The organism is Kineosporia sp. R_H_3 (assembly GCF_002198675.1).
Taxonomy (GTDB): domain Bacteria; phylum Actinomycetota; class Actinomycetes; order Actinomycetales; family Kineosporiaceae; genus R-H-3.
In genome coordinates this window covers 16,240-39,037 of the sequence record NZ_MWLL01000103.1, presented here as the reverse complement: position 1 = coordinate 39,037, position 22,798 = coordinate 16,240, and the positions used below count along the sequence as shown (strand labels likewise).

Sequence of the window (22,798 nt, the reverse complement as noted above, 5' to 3'; positions counted from 1 at the left end):
GCGGCGGCCTCCGGTCGTGCAGTGGTGCGGTCGTGCAGTGGTGCGGTCCTGCAGTGGTGCGGTCGTGCAGTGGTGCAGTGGTGCGGATGCTCCCTGGTGCGGCGCCGGCGGAGGGTCAGCCGGCCTTGGCGATCGCGGCGTTGATCGTCTTGCCCGCGTTCGTGATCGTCTTCGTCGGGTCGGCACCGCCGACGATCGCGGCGTACGCCTTGCCGAGCGGCTCCCAGACGGCCTGCATCGCAGGGATCGCCGGCATCGGGTTGGCCGCCGCGGCGGCGTCGACGAAGGTCTTGACGTCGGGGTCGGAGCCGACCTTGGCCTGCAGGGACTTCAGCGCCGGCGGCAGCTTCGCGCCGTCGTACATCGCCTGCATGGCCTCCTCGGTGTTCGCGGCGTTGGCGACGAACTCCTGCGCGAACGCCTTGTTCTTGCCCTTGGAGGACACGAAGAAGGCCTGGACGCCGGCGAACGGCGCCGCCTTCTTCTCGCCGGCGAAGCCGGGGATCGGGGAGATCGCGTACTCGATGCCGCCCTTCTTGACGTCGGCGAGCGCCCAGGGGCCGGACACGAGGTAGGCGGCCTTGCCGCCCGCGAAGAGCGCGATGGAGTTGTCCCCGCTGATCGAGCGGCGCAGCACCTTGCTGCCCTTCTCGCCGAGCGCGCCGATCTTCTTCGCCGCCGCGATCGAGCCGGCCTTGCCGATGCCGAGGTCCTTCGGGTCGTAGTTGCCGTTGGCCTCGGTGCCGAACATGTAGCCGCCCATCGAGGTGAGCAGCGGCTCCATGTGGTACGCGTCGCCGTTGTCGCCGACCTGGAGGTTGAACGCGGACTCGACCTTCTTCGCCTTGACCGCCGCGGCCCCGGTCTTGAAAGCCTCGTCGAGGGTCTTCGGGGCGTCGGGGGCGACGGCCGTGTTGCGGTACAGGGCGAGCGCCTCGATGCCGTACGGCAGCGCGTACAGCTTGTCGTTGTAGGTCGTCGCCTCGACCGCGACGTCCGCGTAGCCCTGGACCTGCGCGGCGCTGAGCTGGAGCGGGTCGATCGTCCCGTTCTGGACGAGGTTGCCGATCCAGTCGTGGGCGCCGGTGAACACGTCCGGGCCGTTACCGGCGGCGTTGGCGGTGACGACGGCGGCCTGGAGATCGGACGAGACGACCTGGACGTCGACGGTGATGCCGTTGGCCGCCGCGAACGTGTCGGCGACGGTCTTCACGGCGGGGGCCTTGAGCTCGTCGGTCCAGATGACGAGGTCGGCGTTGCTCCGGACGGGCGGCCCGCTCGTGGTCGGCGATGCGTCGGGGGCGCTCGAGGTCGCGGCGGGCTCGCTCGAGGACGGCGCGGCGGACGATCCGGTGCTGCTGCCGCCACCGCACGCGGCGGTCAGCAGCGCGACGCCGGCCAGCGCGACGACCGCGCGGATGGGCTTGCGCATGGGGCTCCTCAAGGGTGGGATGCCGATGTCGGTAACGCCCGGTTCGCCGGAAAGGAGACGAACCGGTCGTGCAAGGAAAGGTACAAGTTGCATGCAAGTTGCGGAAGGCCCTTGCGTCGCAATTTCGTAACGTCCGCGCAACGGGGTCGACTACCCTTGCGTCATGAGAGTCCGCCTCGCCGACATCGCCTCGCGTGCAAAGGTCAGCGAGGCGACCGTGAGCCGCGTCCTCAACAACAAGCCCGGGGTCTCCGAGGCGAACCGCAAGGCGATCCTGCGGACGATGGAGATGCTCGGTTACGAGCGCCCCGAGCGAATGCGGCGGCGCAACACCGGCCTTGTCGGGCTCATCGTCCCGGAGCTGACGAACCCGATCTTCCCGCTCATCGCGCAGGTCATCGAGACCGCGCTGGCGGACAAAGGGTTCACCTCGGTGCTGTGCACCCAGACCCCGGGCGGCGTCCACGAGGACGAGTACGTGCGGATGCTCCTCGAGCGCAACGTCTCGGGGATCATCTTCGTCTCGGGGATCCACGCGAACACCGACACCGACCCGTCGCGCTACACGGCGCTGCGCGCCCGGGGGCTGCCGATCGTCCTCATCAACGGCTACCTGCCCGAGGTCGACGCCCCGTTCCTGTCGACGGACGACGCCGCCGGCATGGACCTCGCGGTCCGCCACCTCGCCGGTCTCGGCCACACCAGGATCGGCCTGACCACCGGCCCGGACCGTTACGTCCCCGTGCAGCGCAAGGTCGCCGGCTTCCAGGCCGCGTACCGCCGCCACGTCGACGCCGCCGCGACGCCCGAGCGCCTCGACGAGCTCGTCGCGACGACCGTGTTCACGGTGGAGGGCGGCGAAGAGGGCACCGACCTGCTCCTCGACCGCGGCGTCACCGCGGTCGTGTGCGGCTCGGACGTCATGGCCTTCGGCGCGATCCGCGCGGCCCGCAGGCGCGGCCTCCAGCTGCCCGCGGACCTGTCGATCGTCGGCAGCGACGGCATCCCGCTCGCGGAGTTCAGCGAACCGGCGCTCACAACGGTGCGCAGCCCGGCGGAGGACATCGCCGAGGCCGCGGCACGGGCCCTGCTCGACGAGATCGCCGGCAACCCGGCTCCCCGCGCGGAGTACATGTTCCGGCCCGAGCTCGTCGTCCGCTCCTCGACCTCGGCACCGCGCGGTGGCGCCCGGGCACCCCGCCCCACGGGCGCCACGGTGGTCGCCGTCTCCTAGTCGGCACGCAAGTCAGCGTAGTTCTTGCAGCTTCTTGCGGCCCGTCGTGACGCGGGCGTCCCTCAGCCCGTGGTGGCGGTGCCGGAGGCGAGGCCGCGGGCGCTGAACCAGTCGGCCATCGCCTGCTCGTAGCGGGCCGGGTCGACGTTCCAGCCCCGGGTGTGCTCGGCGCCCGGGACGTCGACGAAGGTCACGAGGTCGGGCCGGGCGCGGGCCAGCGCCCGGGACGGGCCGTCCGGCACGAAGGTGTCGTCCTCGCTGTGGAAGAGCAGGACGGGCACCTCGAGGTCGGCGGCCCGGGCCGGCCAGTCGAACCGGTCGAGGTCGACGTCCGCCCGGGCCTCGACGGCGCGGACGGCGACCGCGGTGACCCAGCGCGGCAGCCCGCGGTCCGACCCCTGGCGGGCGAAGGTGTCGCGCCAGTCGAGGACGGGCGAGTCGAGGACGAGACCGCGGACCGCCGGGGCGACGTCCGACCGGTCGGCGACCTGGAGCGCGATCGCACCGCCCATCGACCACCCGGCGAGGACGACGTCGCGGGCACCCCGGGCCTGCGCCCAACGGACCGCGGCGGCCGCGTCGCGCCACTCGGTGTCGCCGAGGTGGTAGCGGCCGTCGGGGCTCTCCGGGGCACCGACGTCGTTGCGGTACATCGGGACGACGACCGGCAGCCCCCTGGCGTTCCAGGCCCGCAGGTACCGCAGCGACTCCTCCCGGGTGCCGCCGCGACCGTGGACGAAGACGACCCAGGTCGTCGCCCCGGCGGCCCCCGGGACGTACCAGGTCGGCAGGTCGCCGCCGTCGCCGGGGACGGCGACCTCGCTGAACGCCAGGCCGAGCGCCGTCCTCGGGTCGCCGGTGTAGGCGAACGGGTCGACCCAGGCCGGCGTGCCGGCGCTCGGGGTCCCGGTGACGGGGGTGAAGGACCGGACGACGGAGCCGGGGTGCGCCCCGGGGGCCGCGGCCAGCACGTCGCCGACGGTCCCGTAGCCGCCGTCCCAGCGCAGCCCGTACCGGCCCGGGACCTGCGACCAGCGGTCCCGGTCGAGCTGGACGGTGCCGTCGACCGCCCGCTGGACGACGTACGGGTAGTACGGGCTGTGGTCGACCGCGAGCGCCACGCCCGAGAAGTACCAGGCGATCCCGGCGACGGCCGCGAGCAGGAGCACGACGAGCGCGGCGAGGGTCCGCACCGACCGCCGGAGGATGCGGCGTCCACGGCCGGGACGCTCGGCGGGATCGGTCACAGCGCGCATCCTGCCCTGCGCCGGGCCACCGGTCGAGAGGCACGTGCGGGACCGGGGCGGGACCGGGTGGTTCTGACCCGGTGCGTGCGGCCGGCTCCCGGGGAACGATGAGTCCGGAGCCCCGGAAGGGTCCACCCACCCAGGACCGCACGACGAGGAGCGAGACATGGGCCGCACCACGGACGGCACCGCCGGACGACCCGCACTGGACCTGCGCCAGGGCTCCCAGCGCGTGTTCGTCCATGTGCTGGCCGGCACCCTGCTCGTGTCCGTCGTGAACTTCACCCTGTGGTTCGCGGTGACCTTCTGGGTCTACCTCGAGACCCGGTCGGTCATGGCGACGGGTCTGATCGCCGGGATCTTCCTCGTGGCCACCGCCTCGACCGGGATCTGGTTCGGCAGCCTCGTGGACCACCACCGCAAGAAGCACGTCATGCAGGCGTCCGCGACCGCCTCGCTCGGGCTGTACCTCGCGAGCCTGGGGATGTACCTCAGCACACCGCAGGCCCAGTTCCGTGACCCCGCGAGCCCGGCGCTGTGGGGCTTCGTCGTCCTGCTCATGTCCGGCGTCATCGCCGGCAACCTGCGCTCGATCGCGGTGCCGACGCTCGTCACGCTGCTCGTCCCGGAACCGGTGCGGGACAGGGCCAACGGGCTCGTCGGGACGGCGTCCGGCGTCTCGTTCCTCGTGACGTCGGTGATCAGCGGGCTGCTCGTCGCCCACGACGGGATGCGTTCGGCGCTGCTGCTCGCCGTCGTCGTGACGACCGTGGCGATCGTGCACCTGGCGCGGCTGGAGGTGTCCGAGCCGCACGTCGTGCGCACCCGGGCCGGCGACGCGGGGCACGGCATCGACCTGGCCGGCACCGTGCGCCTGGTCCGCGGTGTCCCCGGCCTCCTCGCGCTCATCGGGTTCTCCTGCTTCAACAACTTCCTCGGCGGCACGTTCATGGCCCTCATGGACGCCTACGGCCTGTCCCTGGTCTCGGTGCAGGCCTGGGGGCTGCTGTGGGGCGTCCTCAGCACCGGGGTGATCGTCGGCGGTCTCGTCGTCGCGAGGGTCGGCCTGGGCAGCAGCCCGGTGCGCACCCTGCTGCTCGTCAACCTCGTGCTCTGGACGGTCACGGTGCTGTTCCCGCTCAGGTCGTCGATCGTCGTGCTGGCCGTGGCGATGATGGTCTACATGTTCCTCATGCCGTTCGCCGAGGCGGCGGAGCAGACCGTGCTGCAGCGGGTGGTGCCCTTCGAGCGCCAGGGCCGTGTGTTCGGCTTCGCCCAGAGCGTCGAGCAGGCCGCCTCCCCGCTCACCGCCTTCCTCGTCGCGCCCTTCACCGACCTCGTCGTCATCCCGTCGATGACGGACGGCGCTGCCGCACGGCTCGTCGGCGACTGGTTCGGCACCGGGGCCGACCGCGGCATCGCGCTCGTGTTCGTCGTCACCGGCGTCCTCGGCCTGGCCGTGACGCTGGCAGCCCTCGCCAGCCCTGCCTACCGCCGGCTCGCGGCGGCCTACGCCGTCTCGCACGACCGCGCGCCGCAGGACGGCGACGCCGGTCGGTTGAGCCCGACCCCGCGGGGCTGACGTCCGCGGGGCTGACGTCCGCAGGGCGCCGGGCCCGCTCGGGCCCGCTCGGCCCCCGCTCGGGTCCGTTCGGGTCCGCTCGGGTCCGGTCAGTCCGGCGCAGGGCCGGGAGGGCGTCCCGGGAGCCGGTACGCGCCGCCGGCGGCGAGGGCCGCGACCGGTCCGGCGAGCAGCGCGACCGCCTCCCGGGCAGGGACCCAGGTCGCACCTCCGGCGGGCTGCGGGGCCGGGGTGCCCAGGACGAACCGCAGGACCACCTCGTTCTCGACGACCGCGTCGGCGACCCGGGCGCCGGGCCCGACCCGGCGCAGGTAGCCGACCTGGGTGGCCGCCGTCAGCGGCGGGACGGCACCGCCGCCGACGAGGGCCACGACGAGGGCCACGACGAGGGACTGCGCCGAGGCGGTGGCGTCCTCGTCCGCGTCGTCCGGGCCCAGGGCGTGCGCCGGGAGCCGGTACCCGACGCCGTCCGGGCCGTCGGGCAGGACGAGCAGGTCGTGGCCGGCGACGACGACCGCGTGCACACCCGTGACCCGGCCGAGGGGGGGCAGGGCGGAGAGCATCGCGTCGACCCGGCCCGCGCCGTCCGGGGCGTGGCTGCTCGTGAGCACGCGCTCGCCGCGGCGCTTGGGCCGGCGCAGGCCGGAGCCCTGCAGCCGGCGCAGCAGCTCGCGGCTGCTCACCGGCAGGGCCCCGGCGGCGACCGTCACGGCGTAGCGCTCCTCGGGGACGTCGTAGTGGTCGCCCTCGAACCCGCGCTCGGGGATGCCGACGGCAGCGGCGAACTCGTGGAGCTCGCGCAGGGAGGCGTCACTGGCCAGGTGCGACCACCGGCGGCCGTGGGCGGGCCACAGCGGGGGGTCGATGAGCACGGCCATGCGGGCACTCTAGGTGCGCCGCGCGGTGCGGCCCGTGGACATCTGTCACCGCGACGCTGCGCCATCGGCTGACATCCGGTCAGGGTCGACCCGGAGCGCCCGCTGTGGACGACCGCCGCGGGGGCCGGGCCTGTGGATGACGGCGCGGGTCCGTCGCCGATCCGTGCCAGGGTCGTCGCCGGACGGCCGGGAAGCCCGGCCGCGGTCGGACGCCGCACGGCGGCGGAGGAGGAGGTCGGCGATGACGCAGTTCCAGGTGGACAGCGCCCAGGTGGCGCAGGCGAGCGCCGCGGTGCACGCGTCGGCGGCGCAGATCGGCACCGAGGTGGACCGGATGATGCGCAACCTGCTCGACCTGCAGGGCAGCTGGCGGGGCCAGGCCTCGTCGTCGTTCCAGCACGTGGTGAGCGACTGGCGGGCGACGCAGGAGCGGGTGCGGGCGGTGCTCGAGGAGATCCAGCAGGCGCTGTCGACGGCGGGGCGGCAGTACGCCGAGGCCGAGGAGTCGGCGGTGCGGATGTTCTCGCGCTGACGGCGGCCGGCGCGGGCCGGCCGCCGTCAGGTGTGGCGGGAAGAGAGCGACGGTCAGGCGACCGCGCTGTGCAGGTCCGCGGGCTGCGGGTCGGGCACGGACCAGACCATGACGAGCCGGGTGCGGCCGTCGGCGCCGGCCTGCGGCACCCAGCGGGCGACCGGACGCAGCGCCCGGGCGGTCCGTTCACTGACCGGAAGTTCCATGATGGCCATGGAGCCACCTCCTGTTCACCTGGCGTTCATCTTCGGCGACCGTAGCACGCGAAGGTGAACAGGCCGGGTGAGCCGGGCGGGTGACGTTCAGGCGACCCGGGCCGCGCGACGGTCGCGCGCCGACTCCGCGAGGGCGGCCGCACCGGCGGCGAGGGCGCCCGCGGTCACGACGAGGGAGGCGACGACGAAGGCGAGCGGGGCACCGACGCCGGTGAGCGCCTCGCCGGTCGACATCCCGCCGAGGCCGTCGTCCTGGACGGCGTCGAGGGTCCCGACCACCACGAAACCGCCGGCAGTCAGGCCCAGGAGCGTGACCGTGAGGGCCCAGTCGGTCGCGGCAGCACGGAACCCGCGGCGGTAGCCGTCCAGGGCGGCGCCCGCGACGACGGTGCCGAGCAGGACGGCGATCAGGGCGATCCCGCCGCCGATGTCGGCACCGGCGGGGCCGTCGTTGCCGCCGAGCCGCTCGAGACCGCGCAGCGCGGCGCCGAGGAGCAGGAAGAGGACGGCGACCGCACCGGCGCGCACGAGGACGCGTGCGGCGGTCGAGAGAACGGGGTGCGAGGTGCTGGGCTGCTGCGACACGTCGGGCTCCTCTCCGCGCCGGGCGCGGGGTCGACCGCCGGCCGGACGGCCGACGGTGGTGCCTCGACCTTCTCCCCGCGCGCCCGGGCGATCATGAGCACGCTTGCTCAGCCTCGCCACGGGCACCGCCCCCGGGAAATGCACGTGAGACCGGTCGGCGGTCGGGCGTAGGCTCGCTCTTTGTGCCTGGACAGCCTGACCGGTCCATATCCGCACCCGACTCCCTGACCACCACCGCGCCGGCGGGCCTCCTCGCCCCCGGTGCCGACTCCCCCGTTGCCGACTCCCACTTTGCCGACTCTCCTGCCGCCGATCCGCTGGTGTCCGATCCGCTGGTGTCCGAGCAGGCCTATCTCGCCCGTGCACGGGAGCACCTCGGCGAGATGCGCCGCCGGACGCTGTCGCTCGAGGTCCAGAGCGCCGACCGGCTCAACGGCGAGTTCCTCGCCGCCGCGCTGTGGCGCCGGGCCGCCTCCCTCGTCGACGACCCGACGACGACGCTCTTCTTCGGTCGCACCGACCACGACGACGGCGAACGCTGGTACGTCGGCCGCCGGCACGTCGCGGACCCGCACGGCGACCCGGTCGTCATCGACTGGCGCGCGGACGTCTCACGCGCCTTCTACCGCGCGAGCCGCACCGAACGCTTCGGTGTGGTCCGCCGGCGCCGGTTCGGCATCGAGGCCGGCCGGATCACCGCCTACGAGGACGAGCACCTCACCGACCCCGGCGAGCGCGAGCAGCGCAGCGAGATCCTCGCCCGCGAGATCGAGCGGCCGCGCGTCGGGCCGATGCGGGACATCGTCGCGACGATCCAGCCCGAGCAGGACGAGATCGTCCGGGCGGACGTCGGGACGACCGTGTGCGTCCAGGGCGCACCGGGCACCGGCAAGACCGCGGTCGGCCTGCACCGCGCGGCCTGGCTGCTCTACGCCTTCCGGGAGAAGCTCGGCCGGGCGGGCGTCCTCGTCGTCGGGCCGAACGCGTCGTTCCTCGACCACGTGAGCGCGGTCCTGCCCTCGCTCGGGGAGGTCGAGGTCCGGCACACCACGGTCGAGGCGATGACCGCCGTCCACGGCGCGGTCCGGGCCACGGACGAGGTCGCCGTCGCCACGCTCAAGGGCGACGCCCGGATGGCCGAGGTCGTCCGCCGGGCCGTCTGGTCGCACGTCGCGACCCCGACCGAGCCCCTCGTCCTGCCGCGCGGCTCCCGGCGCTGGCGGGTGCCGGCGTACGAGGCGGCGGAGATCGTCGCGGAGCTGACCGGCCGCGGGGTCCGGTACGCGGCGGCCCGGGACATGCTCCCCCAGCGGCTCTCGCACGCCCTGCTCCTGCAGTTCGAGGAGGCGGGCGACTCCCCCGACGACCGGGTCCAGGACGCGGTCGCCCGCAGCCGCGAGGTGAAGCGCTGGGTGGACGCGGTCTGGCCGGCGCTCACCCCGCCCCAGGTGCTGCACCGCCTGCTGTCGGACGCCGCGTTCCTCGCCGCGTGCGCGGACGGCGTCCTCGACACCGACGAGCAGGCCCTGCTCCTGCACCCGAAGCCGGCCAGGACGCCCGGGGCGTCCCGCTGGTCGCTGCAGGACGTCGTCCTGCTCGACGAGATCGCGGACGTCCTGCGCCGCACCCCCAGCCTCGGGCACGTCGTCCTCGACGAGGCGCAGGACAACTCCCCGATGCAGCTGCGCGCCGTCGGACGGCGCTGCTCGACGGGCTCGGCGACCGTCCTCGGGGACATCGCCCAGGGCACGACACCGTGGGCGACCCCGTCGTGGGACGCCTCCCTGGCCCACCTCGGCCGCACCGACGCCGTCCTGGAGATCCTCGACCGCGGCTTCCGGGTGCCCGCAGCCGTCATCGAGTACGCGGCGCGGCTGCTGCCGTTCATGGCCCCGGGGATGTCCGCACCGACGAGCGTCCGCGACGACCCCGGGAGCCTCGTCGTGACGCACGTGCCCGCGGCACGGCTGTGGCCGGCGACCGTCACGGCGGTCCGGCACGCTCTCGAGGCCGAGGGCAGCGTCGGTGTGATCGTCCCGGACGCGGCCGTCGCCCGGTGCGCGAAGACGTTGCTCGGGGCGGGGATCGAGCACCACGTCCTCGGCGACGAGGCACTGCCCGAGCCGGTCGACCTCGACGCGACGGACGGCTCCCGGGACGACGCGGACGACGGCGGGGCCGACCGCCCGCCGCCGCCCCCGCCGCGGGTCAGCGTCGTCCCCGCGACGACGGCGAAGGGCCTCGAGTACGACCGGGTCGTCGTCGTCGAGCCGACGGCGATGGCGGCCGCAGAGCCCGACGAGCGGACCGGCCTGCGCCGGCTGTACGTCGTCCTCACGCGGGCCGTCTCCGGCCTGGAGGTCGTGCACGCCGAGCCGCTCCCGGACCCCCTGGCCGTCTGACGCCCGCCGGTCCCGGGGCACGCCTCACATCCGGTCGGGCGCCTCGATCCCGAGCAGGTCGAGACCGGTCGCGAGCACCCGTCGTGTCGCGCGGCACAGCGCGAGCCGGCTCGTGCGGACGTCGTCCTCGGACCGCAGCACCGGGCAGCGCTCCCAGAACACCGACAGCGCGGTCGCGACCTCGTAGAGGTAGCCGCACAGCCGGTGCGGCTCGAGCGTCTGCGCGACCGCCTCGACGGCCGCCGGGAACCGGGTGAGCAGCAGCGCCAGCCGGACCTCCGCCGGCTCGGCGAGGAGCGTGACCCCGTGCGCGGCAAGGGCTCCGGGGTCCGCTCCCGACCGGTCGAGGACGGAGGCCGTCCGGGCGTGGGCGTACTGCAGGTAGGGGCCGGTGTCGCCGTCCGTGGCGACCAGCCGGTCGAGCGAGAAGGTGTAGTCCTTCCCGAGCCCGGACGACAGGTCGGCGTACTTCACCGCGCCGACGCCGACGGCCCGGGCCACGGCGGCCCGCTCGGCGCCGGCGAGCCGGGAGCCCTTGTCGTCCAGGAGCGCGGCGGCCGAGGCCTGCGCGGCGTCGAGCAGGTGCGTGAGCGGGACGGTCCCGCCGGCCCGCGTCCGGAACGGCGTCCCGTCCGGGCCGAGCACGGTGCCGAAGGCGAGGTGCCGGACCTCGACCCCGGCCGGCAGCCAGCCCGCCGCCCGGGCGAGCGCGAAGACGTGCGAGAAGTGAAGCCCCTGCCGGGCGTCGACCACGTAGACCAGCCGGTCGGCGCCGAGCGCCCCGACCCGGTGCCGGACCGCCGCGAGATCCGTTGCCGCGTAGCCGAACCCGCCGTCGGCCTTGCGGACGATGAGCGGCGCGAGGTCCGGCGTCCGCGGGTCGGCCCAGCACAGTGCGCCGTCGGACGCGGTGAGCAGGCCGGCGGCGTCGAGGTCGGCGACGACGCCGGGGAGCGCCTCGTTGTAGGTGCTCTCCCCCGCGACGTCGGCCCGGGTCAGCGCCGCGCCGAGCCGGGCGTACGTGGCGTCGAACGCCTCGAGGGAGACCTGGACGAGCCGCCGCCACACCGCGACCGACGCCGGGTCGCCCGACTGGAGCGCGACGACCCGGCGGCGCGCGGCGTCCGCGAAGCCCGGGTCGGCGTCGAACCGGGCCCTCGCGGCCCGGTAGAGCGCGTCGAGGCCGTCGAGGTCCGACGGGGCGTCCGGGCCGGCGGGGTCGCCGAGGACCGCCTCGAGGAGCATCCCGAACTGGGTCCCCCAGTCACCGACGTGGTTGACCCGCACGACGTCGTGCCCGGCGAAGGCGAGGACCCGGGCGACGGCGTCCCCGATGACCGTCGACCGCAGGTGCCCGACGTGCATCTGCTTGGCGACGTTCGGGGACGACAGGTCGACGACGACGCGCTGCGGGGCGGCGGCCACCGGGACGCCGAGCCGCGGGTCGGCGAGGGCGGCGGTCACCGCCGCGGCGAGCACGTCCGCGCGGACCGTGAGGTTGACGAAGCCTGCCCCCGCGAGCGTCGGCGGCTCGCAGAGGTCGTCGACGTCGAGGGCCGCGAGCAGCCGGCCTCCGGCCTCGTGCGGGGTCAGCCCCAGCGGCCGGGCGAGCCGCAGCGGCAGGCTCGTCTGGAGGTGGCCGAACTCGGGCCGGGTGGCCGGCCGCAGCTGCGGGTCGAGGTCCGGCGAGACCTCGCCGCGCGCCGCGGCCGGTCCGGCGAAGGCGGCCCGGGCGGCCGCCTCGACCCGCGCGGCGACGGCCTGCTCGATCCGGGGCACGGCGCCGGACGGAGGCGCGACGCTCGTGGGATGGTCGGTGGTGGGCTGGTGGGTGCCGGGCTGGTCGGTGGAGGGCTGGTCGGTGGTGGGCTGGTCGGTGCCGGGCTGGTCGGTGCCGGGCTGGTCGGTGCCGGGCGGATCGGTGCTGGGCATGAGAGGTCCCTCGGCGGACGGGCCGGGCTCGGCCGGCGGCTGCGGCGGCGGGGCGCACGCACGACACCTCGGCACCGCCGCGGGCCCGGTCGATCACGGTCCCGGTGCGGTCAGGAGGTCGTCGCGCTGGTGCGCCGGCACGGGAGCGCCCAGGAGGCGTGCCCGGCGGGTGGCGACGGGCACGCTGACGGTCGGTGCGTCAGCGGCCGGGTCGTCGTCGCAGGGCACGTCGTCGCGACGTGCCCGGCACGGCCGGCACGCTGCGACGGGAAGCCCGGGGCTGCGACATGGCGCCAGTATGCCCGAGCGGCGCGGACGGGCCCGCGGATATCCGCGGGCGCAGCACCGGCCGCCGCCGTAGGGTCCCGGGCGTGACCGGAGCCGCCGTCCCCGACCCTGCACCCGACCTCGTGCCCGACCCCGTGCCCGACCGCGTGCCCGACCCCGTGACCGCCGTCGGGGCCGTGCCCGGCGACGTCCGCGTCGTCGTCGGCGAGGGCGACCCGGCGCTGGACCAGCGGCTCTCCGACGAGCTCGACGCCGTGAACGCCGCCGCCACCCCCGGCGTGGCCCCTGCCCGCGAGCTCACGGTGCAGGCGCTCGGCGCGGACGGCGACCTCGCCGGCGGGCTCAGCGGCTGGACGTGGGGCGTCGCGGCCGGGATCGCCCTGACCTGGGTCCGGGCGCAGGACCGCGGCACCGGCCTCGGCGGCCGGCTGCTCGCCGAGTTCGAGGCGCAGGCCCGCGAGCGCGGCTGCACCCACGTGTTCGTCACGTCGTTCACGTTCCAGGCGCCGGGGTTCTACACCCGGCACGGGTACCGCGAGATCTTCCGCTGGGACGGCGTCCCGACGCCGGGCGCGGCCGACGTCCACCTCCGCAAGGACCTCTGAGGGCCGCGCCCTCCCGGGCGCAAGGTCAGCGCCGGCGGCGCTGCACCAGCCGCCAGGTGACGAACGCCGCGACGAGGGCGACGACGACCTGCGGCGCGAACCGGCGCAGCAGCACGGGCAGCAGCGCCGTCCCGAGGTCCAGCTCGGCAGCGGCGGCGTCCGGGGTGCCCGAGGTCGTCGGGAGCGAACGGACCGGCTGCGGCCGCGGGGCCGGCGGACGGCGGCCCTGCGTCGGTGCGGTCGCCGCCGCGAGGGTCGGCGGGCCGGCCGGCGTGCCGGCGGCGTCCGGTGCCGGCGGTGCGGCCTGGTCCGCCTCGGACGGCGCTGCGCCGTCGGCGCCGTCCGTGAGGTCCGGCGCCGCGCCGTCGGCGGTCATCTTCGCCGCGAGGGAGTCGGCGAACTGGCCGATGATCCGGCCGCCGACGTCCTGGATGACGCCGCGGCCGAACTGGGCCGGACGCCCGGTGACCTTGAGGTCGGTCTCGACGACGACCCTGGTCGAGCTCTCGCCGTCCGCCTCCATCCGGGCGTGCACGGTGGCGCCCGCGGTGCCGTTGCCGTTCTTGTCCCGGCCGGTCGCGTCGAGCACGACGGTGTGCGCCTCGTCGTCCCGCTCGAGGAAGCGCCCCTTGCCCGAGTAGCTGAGCGACACCGGGCCGAGCTTGACCTTGACGAGCCCGGCGAACTCCTCGCCGTCCGTGCCGGTCAGGGTCGCCCCCGGGAAGCACGGTGCGACGCCCTCGATGTCGAGGAGGGTCGCCCACGCCTGGTCGACGGGCGCCGGGACGGTGAACGAGTGCTCGAGCTTCACAGGGAGGTCCTCCGGGGGAACGCGCCGGGCACCGCTGCCCGGCCTCCCGACAGCATGCCCCAGCCGCGTCACGGCGCATCACGAGGGACTGCCCCCGGCAGCCCTCCGAGGTCGATCCGCGTGCACGGCGAGGGCGAACCACCTCTGAGAGGTCGTCGTCGACGGGGTGTACGGCCGACGGGCCGGGCCTCGCGAGGAGGCCCGGCCCGCCGGGACGTTCGGTCGTGCAGCTGCTCGGCAGTGCAGACGTGCGGTGCGTCAGCCGACGGCTGCGAGCACCGCCCGGCCGGTGAGGACCTTGGCGAGGTGCCGCCGGTAGTGCTCGTCGGCGCTGGCGTCGCTCATGGGGTTGGTCCCCTGGTCGGCGTTCTGCGCCGCGGCCCGGATCGCGTCCGCCGTGGCGGGCTGGCCGACGAGGGCCTGCTCGACCGCGGTGGCGCGGATCGGGACGAGGCCCATGTTCGTCAGGCCGACCTTGGCCTCGGCGATCGTGCCGCCCTCGACGCGGACGGCCGCCGCGACGCCGACGATCGACCACGTGTGCGCGACGTGGTTGAACTTCTCGTAGTGGGCGCCCCAGCCGGTGTGCTTGGGGACCCGGACCTCCACGAGGAGCTCGCCCTCGCCGATCGCCGTCGTGAACAGGTCGGTGAAGAAGTCCGACGCGCCCACCGTGCGCCGGCCCGAGGGGCCGGCGATGACGAACTCGGCACCCAGCGCGAGCGCGGGGGCCGGCATGTCCGCCGCCGGGTCCGCGTGCGCGAGGGAGCCGCCGAAGGTGCCGCGGTGGCGGACCTGCGGGTCGGCGACCGTCTGCGCCGCGAGCGACAGCAGCAGGGCGTGCTGGCGGATGAGCGGCTCGCGGGTGACGTCGTCGTGCGTCGTCATCGCGCCGATGGCGATCGCGTCGCCGTCGTCCCGGACGCCGCGGAGCTCGGCGATGCGGCCGAGGTCCACGACGAGGTCGGGAGCGTTCATCCGCAGGCGCAGCACCGGGATGAGGCTCTGCCCGCCGGCGAGCACCTTGACCTCGCGGTCACCGGCGCCGGCGATGACCTGCAGGGCCTCGTCGATGCTGGCCGGCGACTCGTAGTCGAACGCCGCGGGGATCACTGGGCACCTCCACTCTCGTTGCCGCTCCACAGCGGCGCACCGTTGCCCGGCGCCGCCTCGTGGCTGCCGTCCCTGGTGTCCTTCGCGCCGACCGACGCGTCGAACTCCTTGCCCTGGATGGCCTTCCAGACCCGCTGCGCGGTCGTCGGCATCTGGATGTCGTCGACGCCCCACGGCCGCAGCGCGTCGACGACGGCGTTGATGACCGCCGGTGTCGAGGCGATGGTGCCGGCCTCGCCGACGCCCTTGACCCCGAGGGGGTTGGAGGTCGACGCGGTCTCGGTCATGTCCGTCGTGAAGAACGGCATGTCCGCGGCCGTCGGCAGGGTGTAGTCCACGAACGTCGCGGTCGTCAGCGTGCCCGACTCGTCGTGGCGCGCCTCCTCCCACAGCGCCTGGGCGATGCCCTGGGCGAGACCGCCGTGGACCTGGCCCTCGGCGATGAGCGGGTTGACGACCGTGCCGATGTCGTCGACGCAGACGTACTTGCGGATCGTGACCTTGCCCGTCTCGGTGTCGATCTCCGTCGCGCACAGGTGGGTGCCGTGCGGGTAGGAGAAGTTCTCCGGGTCGAACGTCGCGTCGGCGTCGATGCTCGGCTCGATGCCCTCGGGGTAGTTGTGCGCCGCGAAGGTGGCGAGCGCGACCTCCTGGATCGTCACGCCCTTGTCCGTGCCCGCGACCGAGAACTTGCCCGAGTCGAACTCGATGTCCGCCACGTTGGCCTCGAGCAGGTGGGCCGCGATGGGCTTCGCCTTCTCGATGACCTTCTCGGCCGCCTTGACGATGGCGATGCCGCCGACGACGAGGGAGCGCGAGCCGTAGGTGTCGAGGCCCTTGTGCGTGATCTGGGTGTCGCCGTGGAGGATCTCGACGTCCTCGAAGGGCACGCCGAGCTGGTCGGCGACGATCTGGCTGAACGCCGTCTCGTGACCCTGCCCGTGCGCGCTCGCCCCGGTGAGCACCTCGACCTTGCCGGTCGGGAGCATCCGGATCGCCGAGTACTCCCAGCCGCCGGCCCCGTAGTTCAGGGAGCCGAGGACACGGGACGGCGCGAGGCCGCACATCTCGGTGAACGTCGAGATGCCGATGCCGAGCTGGATCGGGTCCTTGCGGGCCCGGCGCTCGGCCTGCTCACGACGCAGACCCTCGTAGTCGAAGAGCTCGACGGCGCGGCTGGTGGCCGCCTCGTAGTTGCCCGAGTCGTACGTGAGGCCGCACACCGTGGTGAACGGGAACTCCTCGTGCTTGATCCAGTTCTTCTCGCGCAGGGCGAGCGGGTCGACCCCGAGCTCGTTGGCGAGCGTGTCCATCATCCGCTCGATGGCGTAGGTCGCCTCGGGGCGGCCGGCGCCGCGGTACGCGTCGGTGAGCACCTTGTTCGTGAACACGTTGGTGCACTTGAACTCGTACGCCGGGATCTTGTAGATCGCGTTGAACATGAACGCACCGAGGACCGGCACGCCCGGCGTGACCAGGCCCAGGTAGGCACCCATGTCGGCGAGCAGGTCGACCTTGAGACCGGTGACCGTGCCGTCCTTCTTCGCGGCCATCGTGATCCGCTGGATCTGGTCGCGACCGTGGTGCGCCGACTGGATCGACTCGCTGCGGGTCTCGGTGTACTTGACCGGCTTGCCGAGCTTGCGCGCGATGAGGACGGTCGCGACCTCCTCCGGCGACAGGTGGATCTTGCCGCCGAAGCCGCCGCCGACGTCCGGCGCGATGAACCGCACCTTCGACTCGGAGATGCCCAGGACGACCGCGAGCAGGAACCGCGCGATGTGCGGCACCTGCGTCGCCGACCAGACCGTGAGCTGCTCGCCCGTCGGGTCGACGACCGTGGAGCGGGGCTCCATGAACGCCGGGACGAGCCGCTGCTGCCGGAAGGTCCGCTCGAGGACGATGCTGTCGGCGTCCGCCCGCGCCGCCTCGATGGCCTCGTCGACGTTGCCGCCGGTGCCGGCCTCGCCGGAGTTGAACACCCAGACGGCGTTGACGTTGGTGCCGAGCTCCTCGTGGACGAGCGGGGTGCCCTCCTTGATGGCCTCGTTCATGTCGAGGACGACGGGCAGGTCGTCGTAGTCGACGAGCACCTTGTCCGCGGCGTCCCGGGCCTCGGCGGCCGAGCGCGCCGCGATGACCGCGACGATCTCGCCGGCGAACTTGACCCGGCCGGCCGCGACGGCGGGCCGCCGCGGGTGCTTCATGTCCGGCGTGATCGCCCACGCGCAGGGCAGGTCGCCCTGCTCGGCGTCCAGGTCGGCACCCGTCCAGACCCCGAGCACGCCCGGGGACGCCTTGGCGTCCGCGACGTCGATCGAGGCGATCGTCCCCGACGCGACGGGGCTGCGGACCATGGCCAGGTGCGCCATGCCGGGCAGGACGATGTTGTCGGTCCACTTCGTCCGGCCGGTGATGAGGCGCGCGTCCTCCTTGCGGCGGCGGGACTGGCCGAACTCCTTGGCCCCGGTGGTCTCGTCGACCGCGGTCACGCGGCACCTCCTGCGACACCGGCGGAGACGGAACCGGCACCGGCCGCCGCCTTCACCGACTTGACGATGTTCTGGTAGCCCGTGCAGCGGCAGAGGTTGCCCTCGAGACCCTCGCGGATCTCCGCGTCGCTCGGGTCGGGGTTGTCCTTGAGCAGATCGACCGCCTGCATGATCATGCCGGGCGTGCAGTAGCCGCACTGCAGGCCGTGGTTCTCGTGGAACGCCTGCTGCACCGGGTGCAGCTCACCGTTCTGGGCGAGGCCCTCGATGGTCGTGACGTCGCTCCCGTCGACCTGGACGGCCAGCACGGAGCAGGACTTCACGCTCCGGCCGTCGAGATGAACGGTGCACGCACCACAGTTGCTGGTGTCGCATCCGACCACCGTCCCCGTCTTGCCCAGGCGCTCACGCAGGTAGTGAACGAGCAGGGTGCGGGGTTCGACGTCGTCGCTGTACGCGACGCCGTCGACGGTGACGGAGATCCTCCTGGTGCCCATGCGGCCTCCACGCCTCTCACGTCATACATCTCATGCAGGAACGAGGCGGCCGCTCGAGCGGGCCACCTCGATGTGACTCACGACGCATCCAAGGTGAATGCGGCGTCGAACACAAGGGCTGGCGGGGAGTTGCCTCCCGGCGTGTCCTCGCAGGTCACCGGCCGTATACCCGCCCGGGGGCGGCCCTCCGGCCGGCGGTCCCCCGTGAGAGCAGGCATAACGGACAACGACTCCCACGAGTGAGCCACGCCACGCGCGCACCGGAGTGTCAAGAATGTGGACACCGGGCAGCACGACCCGCTCCGCAGCACCCTCTCGGCATCGCATTCAACCGAGGGGTTGAATATCCGGCCGTGACGGCCTACGGTGTGGTCAACCGATCGGTTGAAGACCCGGTCGGTGCCGGGAACATCACGGAGGAACTCATGCCCGCGGACGCGCTCTCGCAGGTGTTCGCCGCTCTCGCCGACCCGGTGCGGCGCGACATGGTCGCCCGGCTCGCCGTCGCGGACGCCACGGTCAACGAGCTCGCCGAGCCGTACGCCATGACCGTCCAGGCGGTCTCCAAGCACGTCAAGGTGCTCCAGACCGCGGGCCTCGTGAGCCGCTCGCGGGACGCCCAGCGCCGCCCTGTCCACCTCGAGGCGGAGGTGCTCGACCTCATGACCAAGTGGATCGAGCGCTACCGCGTGCTCGCCGAGGAGCGCCACCGGCGCCTGGACGACGTCCTCGCCGACCTGCCGGACGACGTCGCACCGATGCCGCCCGCCTGACCAGTACCTGTCGTACCGACCACGCACCCGGACCACCCACGAACCGGAGGACCACCATGCCCACGAGCACCCACGACACCCGCATCGAGGTCGCGCCCGACGTGCCCCTCGTCCGCATCACCCGGGTCTTCGACGCCCCGCCGCACAAGGTGTTCCGGGCGCACACCGACCCCGACCTGCTCGTCCGCTGGCTCGGTCCGCGCGACGTGTCGATGCGCGTCGAGCACTACGACTGCCGCACCGGCGGGTCCTACCGGTACGTGCACACGACGAGCACCGGCTTCGAGGCCTGGTTCCGCGGCACGTTCCACGAGGTGCGCCCGTCCGGCCTCATCGTGCAGACCTTCACGTTCGAGGGGATGCCGGACGGCGTCGCACTGGAGAAGCTCGTCTTCACCGACCTCGGCGACGGCCGCACCGAGCTCGCCGCGACGTCCCTCGTCGACAGCTTCGCCGACCGCGACGCGTTCGTCGCGAGCGGCATGGAGGGCGGCGTCCGCGAGGGCTACGACAAGCTCGACGAGCTGCTCGCGTGACCGGCGTGGGGCGCACCGCCCGCCGGGTGGCACCGGTCTGGCTCGCCGCGACCGTCGTCGCCGCGCTCGCGACGACCGCCACCGCGTGGCTCGCCGGCGCCGCGGGGACGACGTTCGCGGTCTCCGGGAAGCAGATCCCGCTCGGCGCGTTCTGGTTCTGGACCGTCGTCGGGGCGCTCCTCGGGCTCGCCGCGGCGCTCGTGCTGCGCGAGCGCCGGCGGTTCGTCCGGCTCGCGGTCGCCGGGACGGTGCTCTCGCTCGTGCCGGCGCTGCTCGCCCCGGACGACCTCGTGAGCCGGCTCGCACTCGTCGTCGCCCACCTGGTGGCGGCCGCCGTCCTCGTGCCGGCCGTCGCGTCCCGGCTCCCCGCGGGCGCGCGGGCGGCGGCACCGTCGGTCGCGCAGGCCGCCTGACGGCGCACCGAATCCGGTCGACCCGCCGGGGCGGGAGCCGCCAGAGTTGCGGCATGGACGTGTGGACCACCGACGACCCGCAGGCCTTCCTCGACCGGGCCGCCGAGCACCTCGCGGCCGAGCCCGTCCTGACGAACGTCCTCGCGGTCGTGGCGCAGCGGTTGACCCGCGGCACCTACACCGCGGACGACCCCTGGTTCGCGACGGTCCGGCAGGACGGCGCGGTGGTCGCCACCGGGATGCTCACCGCCCCGAACGCCTACGTCGGGCCGGGGCCGGACGCCGCCGGGGACCTCCTGGCGCAGGCCCTGCTCGACGCCGGCCGCACGCCCCTGGGCGTCGTCGGGATGCGCGGGCCGGCCGCCCGCTTCGCCGGGACATGGGCGACCGCCACCGGCGGCACGGCGCGGGTGACGACCGACGAGGGGGTCCACGTGCTCGGCACCCTGCTCCCGCCGACCGGTGTCCAGGGCACGGCGCGGGTGGCCGGCCACGCCGACGAGGACCTGCTCGCCGGCTGGCTCCTCGACTTCCGCACCGAGGCGTTCGCCGACCGGGAGCCCGACCCCCGGGAGGTCTTCGTGCGGATGGCCGCCGCCGGGGTGGCCGAGCGGCGCTTCGTGCTGTGGGAGGTCGACGGCGCACCGGTCAGCCTCGCGGGGCGGTCCGGGCCGACCTTCGGGGTGGGCCGGGTCGGCCCGGTCTGGACGCCGCCCGCGCAGCGCCGGCGCGGGTACGCGGCGATGGTCACCGCCGCGGTGAGCCGGGCCCTGCTCGACGACGGCGCGGAGCAGGTCATGCTCTTCACCGACCTGGCCAACCCGACGTCGAACGGGGTCTACGCCCGGCTCGGCTACGTGCAGGTCGACGAGGCCGTCGAGTACACGTTCGACCCGACGCCCTGACGGTCAGCGCGGCGCCGTGTGGTGGATCGGCCCCTCACGCTCGCCGAGCCGGCCGCCGTCCCCGCCCCAGCGCAGGGCGATGATCTCGGCGGCGATGCTCACGGCCGTCTCCTCCGGCGTGCGGGCCCCGAGGTCGAGGCCGATCGGCGAGGAGAGTCGACCGATCTCCTCGGGCGTGAGCCCGGCCTCGACGAGCCGCTTGAGCCGGTCGTCGTGGGTGCGTCGCGAGCCCATCGCGCCGATGTAGGCCACGTCGGGCAGCCGCAGCGCGACCTCGAGCAACGGCACGTCGAACTTCGGGTCGTGGGTGAGGACGGCGAGCACCGTGCGGGAGTCGACCCGGCCCGCCTCGACCTCGGCCGCGAGATAGCGGTGCGGCCACTCGACGACGACCTCGTCGGCGTCCTTGAACCGCGACTTCGTCGCGAACACCGGGCGCGCGTCGCAGACCGTCACGTAGTAGCCGAGGAACGCCCCGACCTTCGCCACGGCGGCGGCGAAGTCGATCGCACCGAAGACGAGCATCCGCGGCTTCGGGGCGTACGCCGAGACGAAGACGCGCATGCCCTCGCCGCGGCGTTCGCCGTCCGGCCCGTACGTGAGGGTCTCGGACCGCCCGGCCGCGAGCAGGCCGCGGGCGTCGTCCACGACCGCGTCGTCCGCCCGGGTCGAGCCGAGCGAGCCGACCGAGCCGGTGAGCCCGAAGGTGCCCGTCACCTCGTCGGGGCGCACGACGATCCGGCGGCCGAGGCGGGTCGGGTCCGGGTGCTCGATGACGGTGGCGACGGCGACCGGGCGGCCGGCCCTGACGTCCTCGGCGACCGCCTCGAGCTCGGGGAAGGTCTCGCGCGACACCTTCTCGACGAAGACGTCGAGGATGCCGCCGCACGTCAGGCCGACGGCGAAGGCGTCGTCGTCGCTGATCCCGTACCGCTCGAGCACCGGCTCGCCGGACGCGACGACCTCCTGGGAGAGCTCGTAGACGGCGCCCTCGACGCAGCCGCCGGACACGCTGCCGACGGCCTCGCCGCCGGGGCCGACGAGCATCGAGGCGCCCGCGGGGCGCGGCGCGGAACGCCACGTCGCGACGACGGTCGCGACGCCGACGGTCTGGCCGTCGCGCCACCAGTCGAGCAGCTCCGGCATGACCTCACGCACGGCGCACCACCTCCACGAGCTCGGAGAACGTCGCCAGCGAGTGACCGGCGACGAAGTCGTCGCAGTACGGCAGGGCGGCGGCGATCCCGCCCTGGACCGGACGGTAGCCCGCCTTGCCCCGGTGCGGGTTCGCCCAGACGACCCGGTGCGCCAGACGGTGCATCCGCTGCATCTGCTCGCCGAGCTGGGTCGGGTCGCCGCGCTCCCAGCCGTCGCTGAAGACGACGACGACGGCGCCGCGCGCGAGGCCGCGCTGGCCCCACCGGTCGAGGAAGGCCTGGAGCACCTCGCCGAGGCGGGTGCCGCCGGACCAGTCCGGCACCTGCTCGCCGGCCCCGCGCAGCGCCGCGTCGGCGTCCCGCTGGCGCAGCGCCCGGGTGACCCGGGTGAGCCGGGTGCCGATCGTGAACGCCTCGGTCGTCCGGGGCGCGCTGCGGACCCAGACGTGGGCGAGGCGCAGCAGCGCGTCGGCGTACGGCGACATCGAGCCGCTGACGTCGAGGAGCAGGACGACGCGGCGGGGCCGGGACACCCGGCGGCGCAGCTTGATCCCGCCGGGCTCCCCGCCGCGGCGCAGCTCGTCGCGCAGGGTGCGGCGCATGTCGAGCTCGCCGCGGTGCCACGGCCGGCGCCGGACGGCGCGGCGGCGCGGCGGGACGGGCCGGATCGCGGAGAACAGCTCGGCGAGCGCCGCCTTCTCGGACGGCGTGAGCGCGGCGATGTCCCGGTGCCGCAGCACCTCCGCGCCGCTGGCCCGGGCCCGGACGACGTCCGGGTCGTCGTCCCGCTCGTCGCTCTTGCCGGACGACGTCTCGTCCTCCGGGACCATCCCCGGCGTCGGGCGCGGCGGGGCCGCCTGGCGCTGGACGACGCGCGGCACCTTGCCCGCGAACCACGACTCGAAGACCTGGTCGAAGACCGGGAAGTGGTCCGGCTCCGCGGTGAGCGTGGAGCGGCCCGCCCAGTAGACCCCGCCCGGGTCGTCGTAGCCGACGGCGGCGACCGCCGTGAGGAAGGCCTGGGTGCGGTCCTGGCTCACCGGCAGGCCGGCCGCGCGCAGCGCCCGGGCGAAGCCGACGAGGGTCGTCTCGGCCGCCTCGCGCACGGCGTCACCGGCGCCGTCGAAGGCGCTCGCAGCCGTCGCGATGGTCACGCCGTCACGGTGTCA

Annotated in this window: 21 protein-coding genes; 9 read left to right on the top strand and 12 right to left on the bottom strand. The window is 74.4% G+C overall.

The window, feature by feature from the left end:
* Positions 1-115: 115 nt before the first annotated feature.
* Positions 116-1,432, bottom strand: a complete 1,317-nt coding sequence (locus tag ECOMGDLI_RS09730) for an extracellular solute-binding protein (RefSeq protein ID WP_088316499.1) — start codon at positions 1,430-1,432, stop codon at positions 116-118.
* A 163-nt stretch (positions 1,433-1,595) separates the two neighbouring features.
* Here ECOMGDLI_RS09730 and ECOMGDLI_RS09725 point away from each other — a divergent pair, with 163 nt between their 5' ends.
* A complete protein-coding gene (locus tag ECOMGDLI_RS09725) occupies positions 1,596-2,666 on the top strand; it encodes a LacI family DNA-binding transcriptional regulator (RefSeq protein ID WP_088316497.1) in 1,071 nt (356 codons plus the stop codon).
* Positions 2,667-2,728: 62 nt separating this feature from the next.
* Here the strand turns inward: ECOMGDLI_RS09725 and ECOMGDLI_RS09720 are convergent, their stop codons facing one another.
* A complete protein-coding gene (locus tag ECOMGDLI_RS09720; protein WP_143447611.1) occupies positions 2,729-3,859 on the bottom strand; it encodes an alpha/beta hydrolase in 1,131 nt (376 codons plus the stop codon).
* A gap of 220 nt (positions 3,860-4,079) precedes the next feature.
* Between ECOMGDLI_RS09720 and ECOMGDLI_RS09715 the strand changes: the two genes are divergently transcribed.
* Positions 4,080-5,495 carry an MFS transporter gene (locus ECOMGDLI_RS09715; RefSeq protein ID WP_088316493.1) on the top strand — a complete coding sequence of 472 codons (1,416 nt, stop codon included), beginning with the start codon at positions 4,080-4,082 and terminating at the stop codon, positions 5,493-5,495.
* An 89-nt stretch (positions 5,496-5,584) separates the two neighbouring features.
* Here ECOMGDLI_RS09715 and ECOMGDLI_RS35330 read toward each other — a convergent pair whose 3' ends face one another.
* Positions 5,585-6,373 (bottom strand): DUF4031 domain-containing protein, encoded by a 789-nt coding sequence (locus tag ECOMGDLI_RS35330; protein ID WP_088316491.1) that lies wholly within the window; start codon positions 6,371-6,373, stop codon positions 5,585-5,587.
* 241 nt (positions 6,374-6,614) lie between these two features.
* Here ECOMGDLI_RS35330 and ECOMGDLI_RS09705 point away from each other — a divergent pair, with 241 nt between their 5' ends.
* Positions 6,615-6,905, top strand: a complete 291-nt coding sequence (locus ECOMGDLI_RS09705) for a WXG100 family type VII secretion target (protein ID WP_088289524.1) — start codon at positions 6,615-6,617, stop codon at positions 6,903-6,905.
* A 53-nt stretch (positions 6,906-6,958) separates the two neighbouring features.
* On the opposite strand, the gene ECOMGDLI_RS34535 is transcribed toward ECOMGDLI_RS09705, so the two are convergent.
* Together ECOMGDLI_RS34535 and ECOMGDLI_RS09700 are read right to left on the bottom strand one after the other, a co-directional pair.
* Complete coding sequence (locus ECOMGDLI_RS34535) at positions 6,959-7,120, bottom strand: hypothetical protein (protein WP_158220956.1); 162 nt, start codon at positions 7,118-7,120, stop codon at positions 6,959-6,961.
* A gap of 87 nt (positions 7,121-7,207) precedes the next feature.
* Positions 7,208-7,705, bottom strand: a complete 498-nt coding sequence (locus ECOMGDLI_RS09700) for a hypothetical protein (protein WP_088316489.1) — start codon at positions 7,703-7,705, stop codon at positions 7,208-7,210.
* A 320-nt stretch (positions 7,706-8,025) separates the two neighbouring features.
* Here ECOMGDLI_RS09700 and ECOMGDLI_RS09695 point away from each other — a divergent pair, with 320 nt between their 5' ends.
* On the top strand, positions 8,026-10,107 hold the full coding sequence (locus ECOMGDLI_RS09695; RefSeq protein WP_088316487.1) for an AAA family ATPase: 2,082 nt from the start codon (positions 8,026-8,028) through the stop codon (positions 10,105-10,107).
* A 24-nt stretch (positions 10,108-10,131) separates the two neighbouring features.
* On the opposite strand, the gene argS is transcribed toward ECOMGDLI_RS09695, so the two are convergent.
* Positions 10,132-12,039 (bottom strand): arginine--tRNA ligase, encoded by a 1,908-nt coding sequence (gene argS, locus ECOMGDLI_RS09690; RefSeq protein ID WP_198954733.1) that lies wholly within the window; start codon positions 12,037-12,039, stop codon positions 10,132-10,134.
* Between the two features lie 371 nt (positions 12,040-12,410).
* Between argS and ECOMGDLI_RS09685 the strand changes: the two genes are divergently transcribed.
* Complete coding sequence (locus ECOMGDLI_RS09685; RefSeq protein WP_198954732.1) at positions 12,411-12,932, top strand: GNAT family N-acetyltransferase; 522 nt, start codon at positions 12,411-12,413, stop codon at positions 12,930-12,932.
* Positions 12,933-12,957: 25 nt separating this feature from the next.
* Here the strand turns inward: ECOMGDLI_RS09685 and ECOMGDLI_RS09680 are convergent, their stop codons facing one another.
* From ECOMGDLI_RS09680 to ECOMGDLI_RS09665, 4 genes are all read right to left on the bottom strand, one after another.
* The gene (locus ECOMGDLI_RS09680; RefSeq protein WP_088316485.1) at positions 12,958-13,743 is read right to left on the bottom strand and encodes an SRPBCC family protein; all 786 of its coding nucleotides are present in this window, start codon (positions 13,741-13,743) and stop codon (positions 12,958-12,960) included.
* 258 nt (positions 13,744-14,001) lie between these two features.
* Positions 14,002-14,856 (bottom strand): xanthine dehydrogenase family protein subunit M, encoded by an 855-nt coding sequence (locus tag ECOMGDLI_RS09675; RefSeq protein ID WP_088316483.1) that lies wholly within the window; start codon positions 14,854-14,856, stop codon positions 14,002-14,004.
* Positions 14,853-17,348 (bottom strand): xanthine dehydrogenase family protein molybdopterin-binding subunit, encoded by a 2,496-nt coding sequence (locus ECOMGDLI_RS09670; RefSeq protein ID WP_088316481.1) that lies wholly within the window; start codon positions 17,346-17,348, stop codon positions 14,853-14,855. Before ECOMGDLI_RS09670 ends, ECOMGDLI_RS09675 begins: the two co-directional genes overlap by 4 nt.
* Positions 17,345-17,845 carry a (2Fe-2S)-binding protein gene (locus ECOMGDLI_RS09665; RefSeq protein WP_088316479.1) on the bottom strand — a complete coding sequence of 167 codons (501 nt, stop codon included), beginning with the start codon at positions 17,843-17,845 and terminating at the stop codon, positions 17,345-17,347. The genes ECOMGDLI_RS09670 and ECOMGDLI_RS09665 overlap by 4 nt, the downstream gene beginning before the upstream one ends.
* Before the next feature lie 425 nt (positions 17,846-18,270).
* Here ECOMGDLI_RS09665 and ECOMGDLI_RS09660 point away from each other — a divergent pair, with 425 nt between their 5' ends.
* The 4 genes from ECOMGDLI_RS09660 to ECOMGDLI_RS09645 are packed head-to-tail and all read left to right on the top strand — an operon-like array spanning position 18,271 to position 20,472.
* Complete coding sequence (locus ECOMGDLI_RS09660; RefSeq protein ID WP_088316518.1) at positions 18,271-18,618, top strand: helix-turn-helix transcriptional regulator; 348 nt, start codon at positions 18,271-18,273, stop codon at positions 18,616-18,618.
* Between the two features lie 56 nt (positions 18,619-18,674).
* The gene (locus tag ECOMGDLI_RS09655; RefSeq protein ID WP_088316477.1) at positions 18,675-19,154 is read left to right on the top strand and encodes an SRPBCC family protein; all 480 of its coding nucleotides are present in this window, start codon (positions 18,675-18,677) and stop codon (positions 19,152-19,154) included.
* Positions 19,151-19,567 (top strand): DUF6069 family protein, encoded by a 417-nt coding sequence (locus ECOMGDLI_RS09650; protein WP_088316475.1) that lies wholly within the window; start codon positions 19,151-19,153, stop codon positions 19,565-19,567. The genes ECOMGDLI_RS09655 and ECOMGDLI_RS09650 overlap by 4 nt, the downstream gene beginning before the upstream one ends.
* A gap of 53 nt (positions 19,568-19,620) precedes the next feature.
* Positions 19,621-20,472 carry a GNAT family N-acetyltransferase gene (locus ECOMGDLI_RS09645; RefSeq protein ID WP_088316472.1) on the top strand — a complete coding sequence of 284 codons (852 nt, stop codon included), beginning with the start codon at positions 19,621-19,623 and terminating at the stop codon, positions 20,470-20,472.
* A gap of 3 nt (positions 20,473-20,475) precedes the next feature.
* Here ECOMGDLI_RS09645 and ECOMGDLI_RS09640 read toward each other — a convergent pair whose 3' ends face one another.
* A complete protein-coding gene (locus tag ECOMGDLI_RS09640) occupies positions 20,476-21,630 on the bottom strand; it encodes an XdhC family protein (protein ID WP_198954731.1) in 1,155 nt (384 codons plus the stop codon).
* Positions 21,623-22,783 carry a VWA domain-containing protein gene (locus ECOMGDLI_RS09635; RefSeq protein WP_198954730.1) on the bottom strand — a complete coding sequence of 387 codons (1,161 nt, stop codon included), beginning with the start codon at positions 22,781-22,783 and terminating at the stop codon, positions 21,623-21,625. Before ECOMGDLI_RS09635 ends, ECOMGDLI_RS09640 begins: the two co-directional genes overlap by 8 nt.
* Positions 22,784-22,798 lie beyond the last annotated feature (15 nt).

Coding starts and splice junctions, on each gene's coding strand:
- ECOMGDLI_RS09730 (WP_088316499.1), bottom strand. CDS start 1,432: ATGCGCAAGCCCATCCGCGCGGTCGTCGCGCTGGCCGGCGTCGCGCTG.
- ECOMGDLI_RS09725 (WP_088316497.1), top strand. CDS start 1,596: ATGAGAGTCCGCCTCGCCGACATCGCCTCGCGTGCAAAGGTCAGCGAG.
- ECOMGDLI_RS09715 (WP_088316493.1), top strand. CDS start 4,080: ATGGGCCGCACCACGGACGGCACCGCCGGACGACCCGCACTGGACCTG.
- ECOMGDLI_RS35330 (WP_088316491.1), bottom strand. CDS start 6,373: ATGGCCGTGCTCATCGACCCCCCGCTGTGGCCCGCCCACGGCCGCCGG.
- ECOMGDLI_RS09705 (WP_088289524.1), top strand. CDS start 6,615: ATGACGCAGTTCCAGGTGGACAGCGCCCAGGTGGCGCAGGCGAGCGCC.
- ECOMGDLI_RS34535 (WP_158220956.1), bottom strand. CDS start 7,120: ATGGCCATCATGGAACTTCCGGTCAGTGAACGGACCGCCCGGGCGCTG.
- argS (WP_198954733.1), bottom strand. CDS start 12,039: ATGCCCAGCACCGATCCGCCCGGCACCGACCAGCCCGGCACCGACCAG.
- ECOMGDLI_RS09665 (WP_088316479.1), bottom strand. CDS start 17,845: ATGGGCACCAGGAGGATCTCCGTCACCGTCGACGGCGTCGCGTACAGC.
- ECOMGDLI_RS09660 (WP_088316518.1), top strand. CDS start 18,271: ATGCCCGCGGACGCGCTCTCGCAGGTGTTCGCCGCTCTCGCCGACCCG.
- ECOMGDLI_RS09655 (WP_088316477.1), top strand. CDS start 18,675: ATGCCCACGAGCACCCACGACACCCGCATCGAGGTCGCGCCCGACGTG.
- ECOMGDLI_RS09645 (WP_088316472.1), top strand. CDS start 19,621: ATGGACGTGTGGACCACCGACGACCCGCAGGCCTTCCTCGACCGGGCC.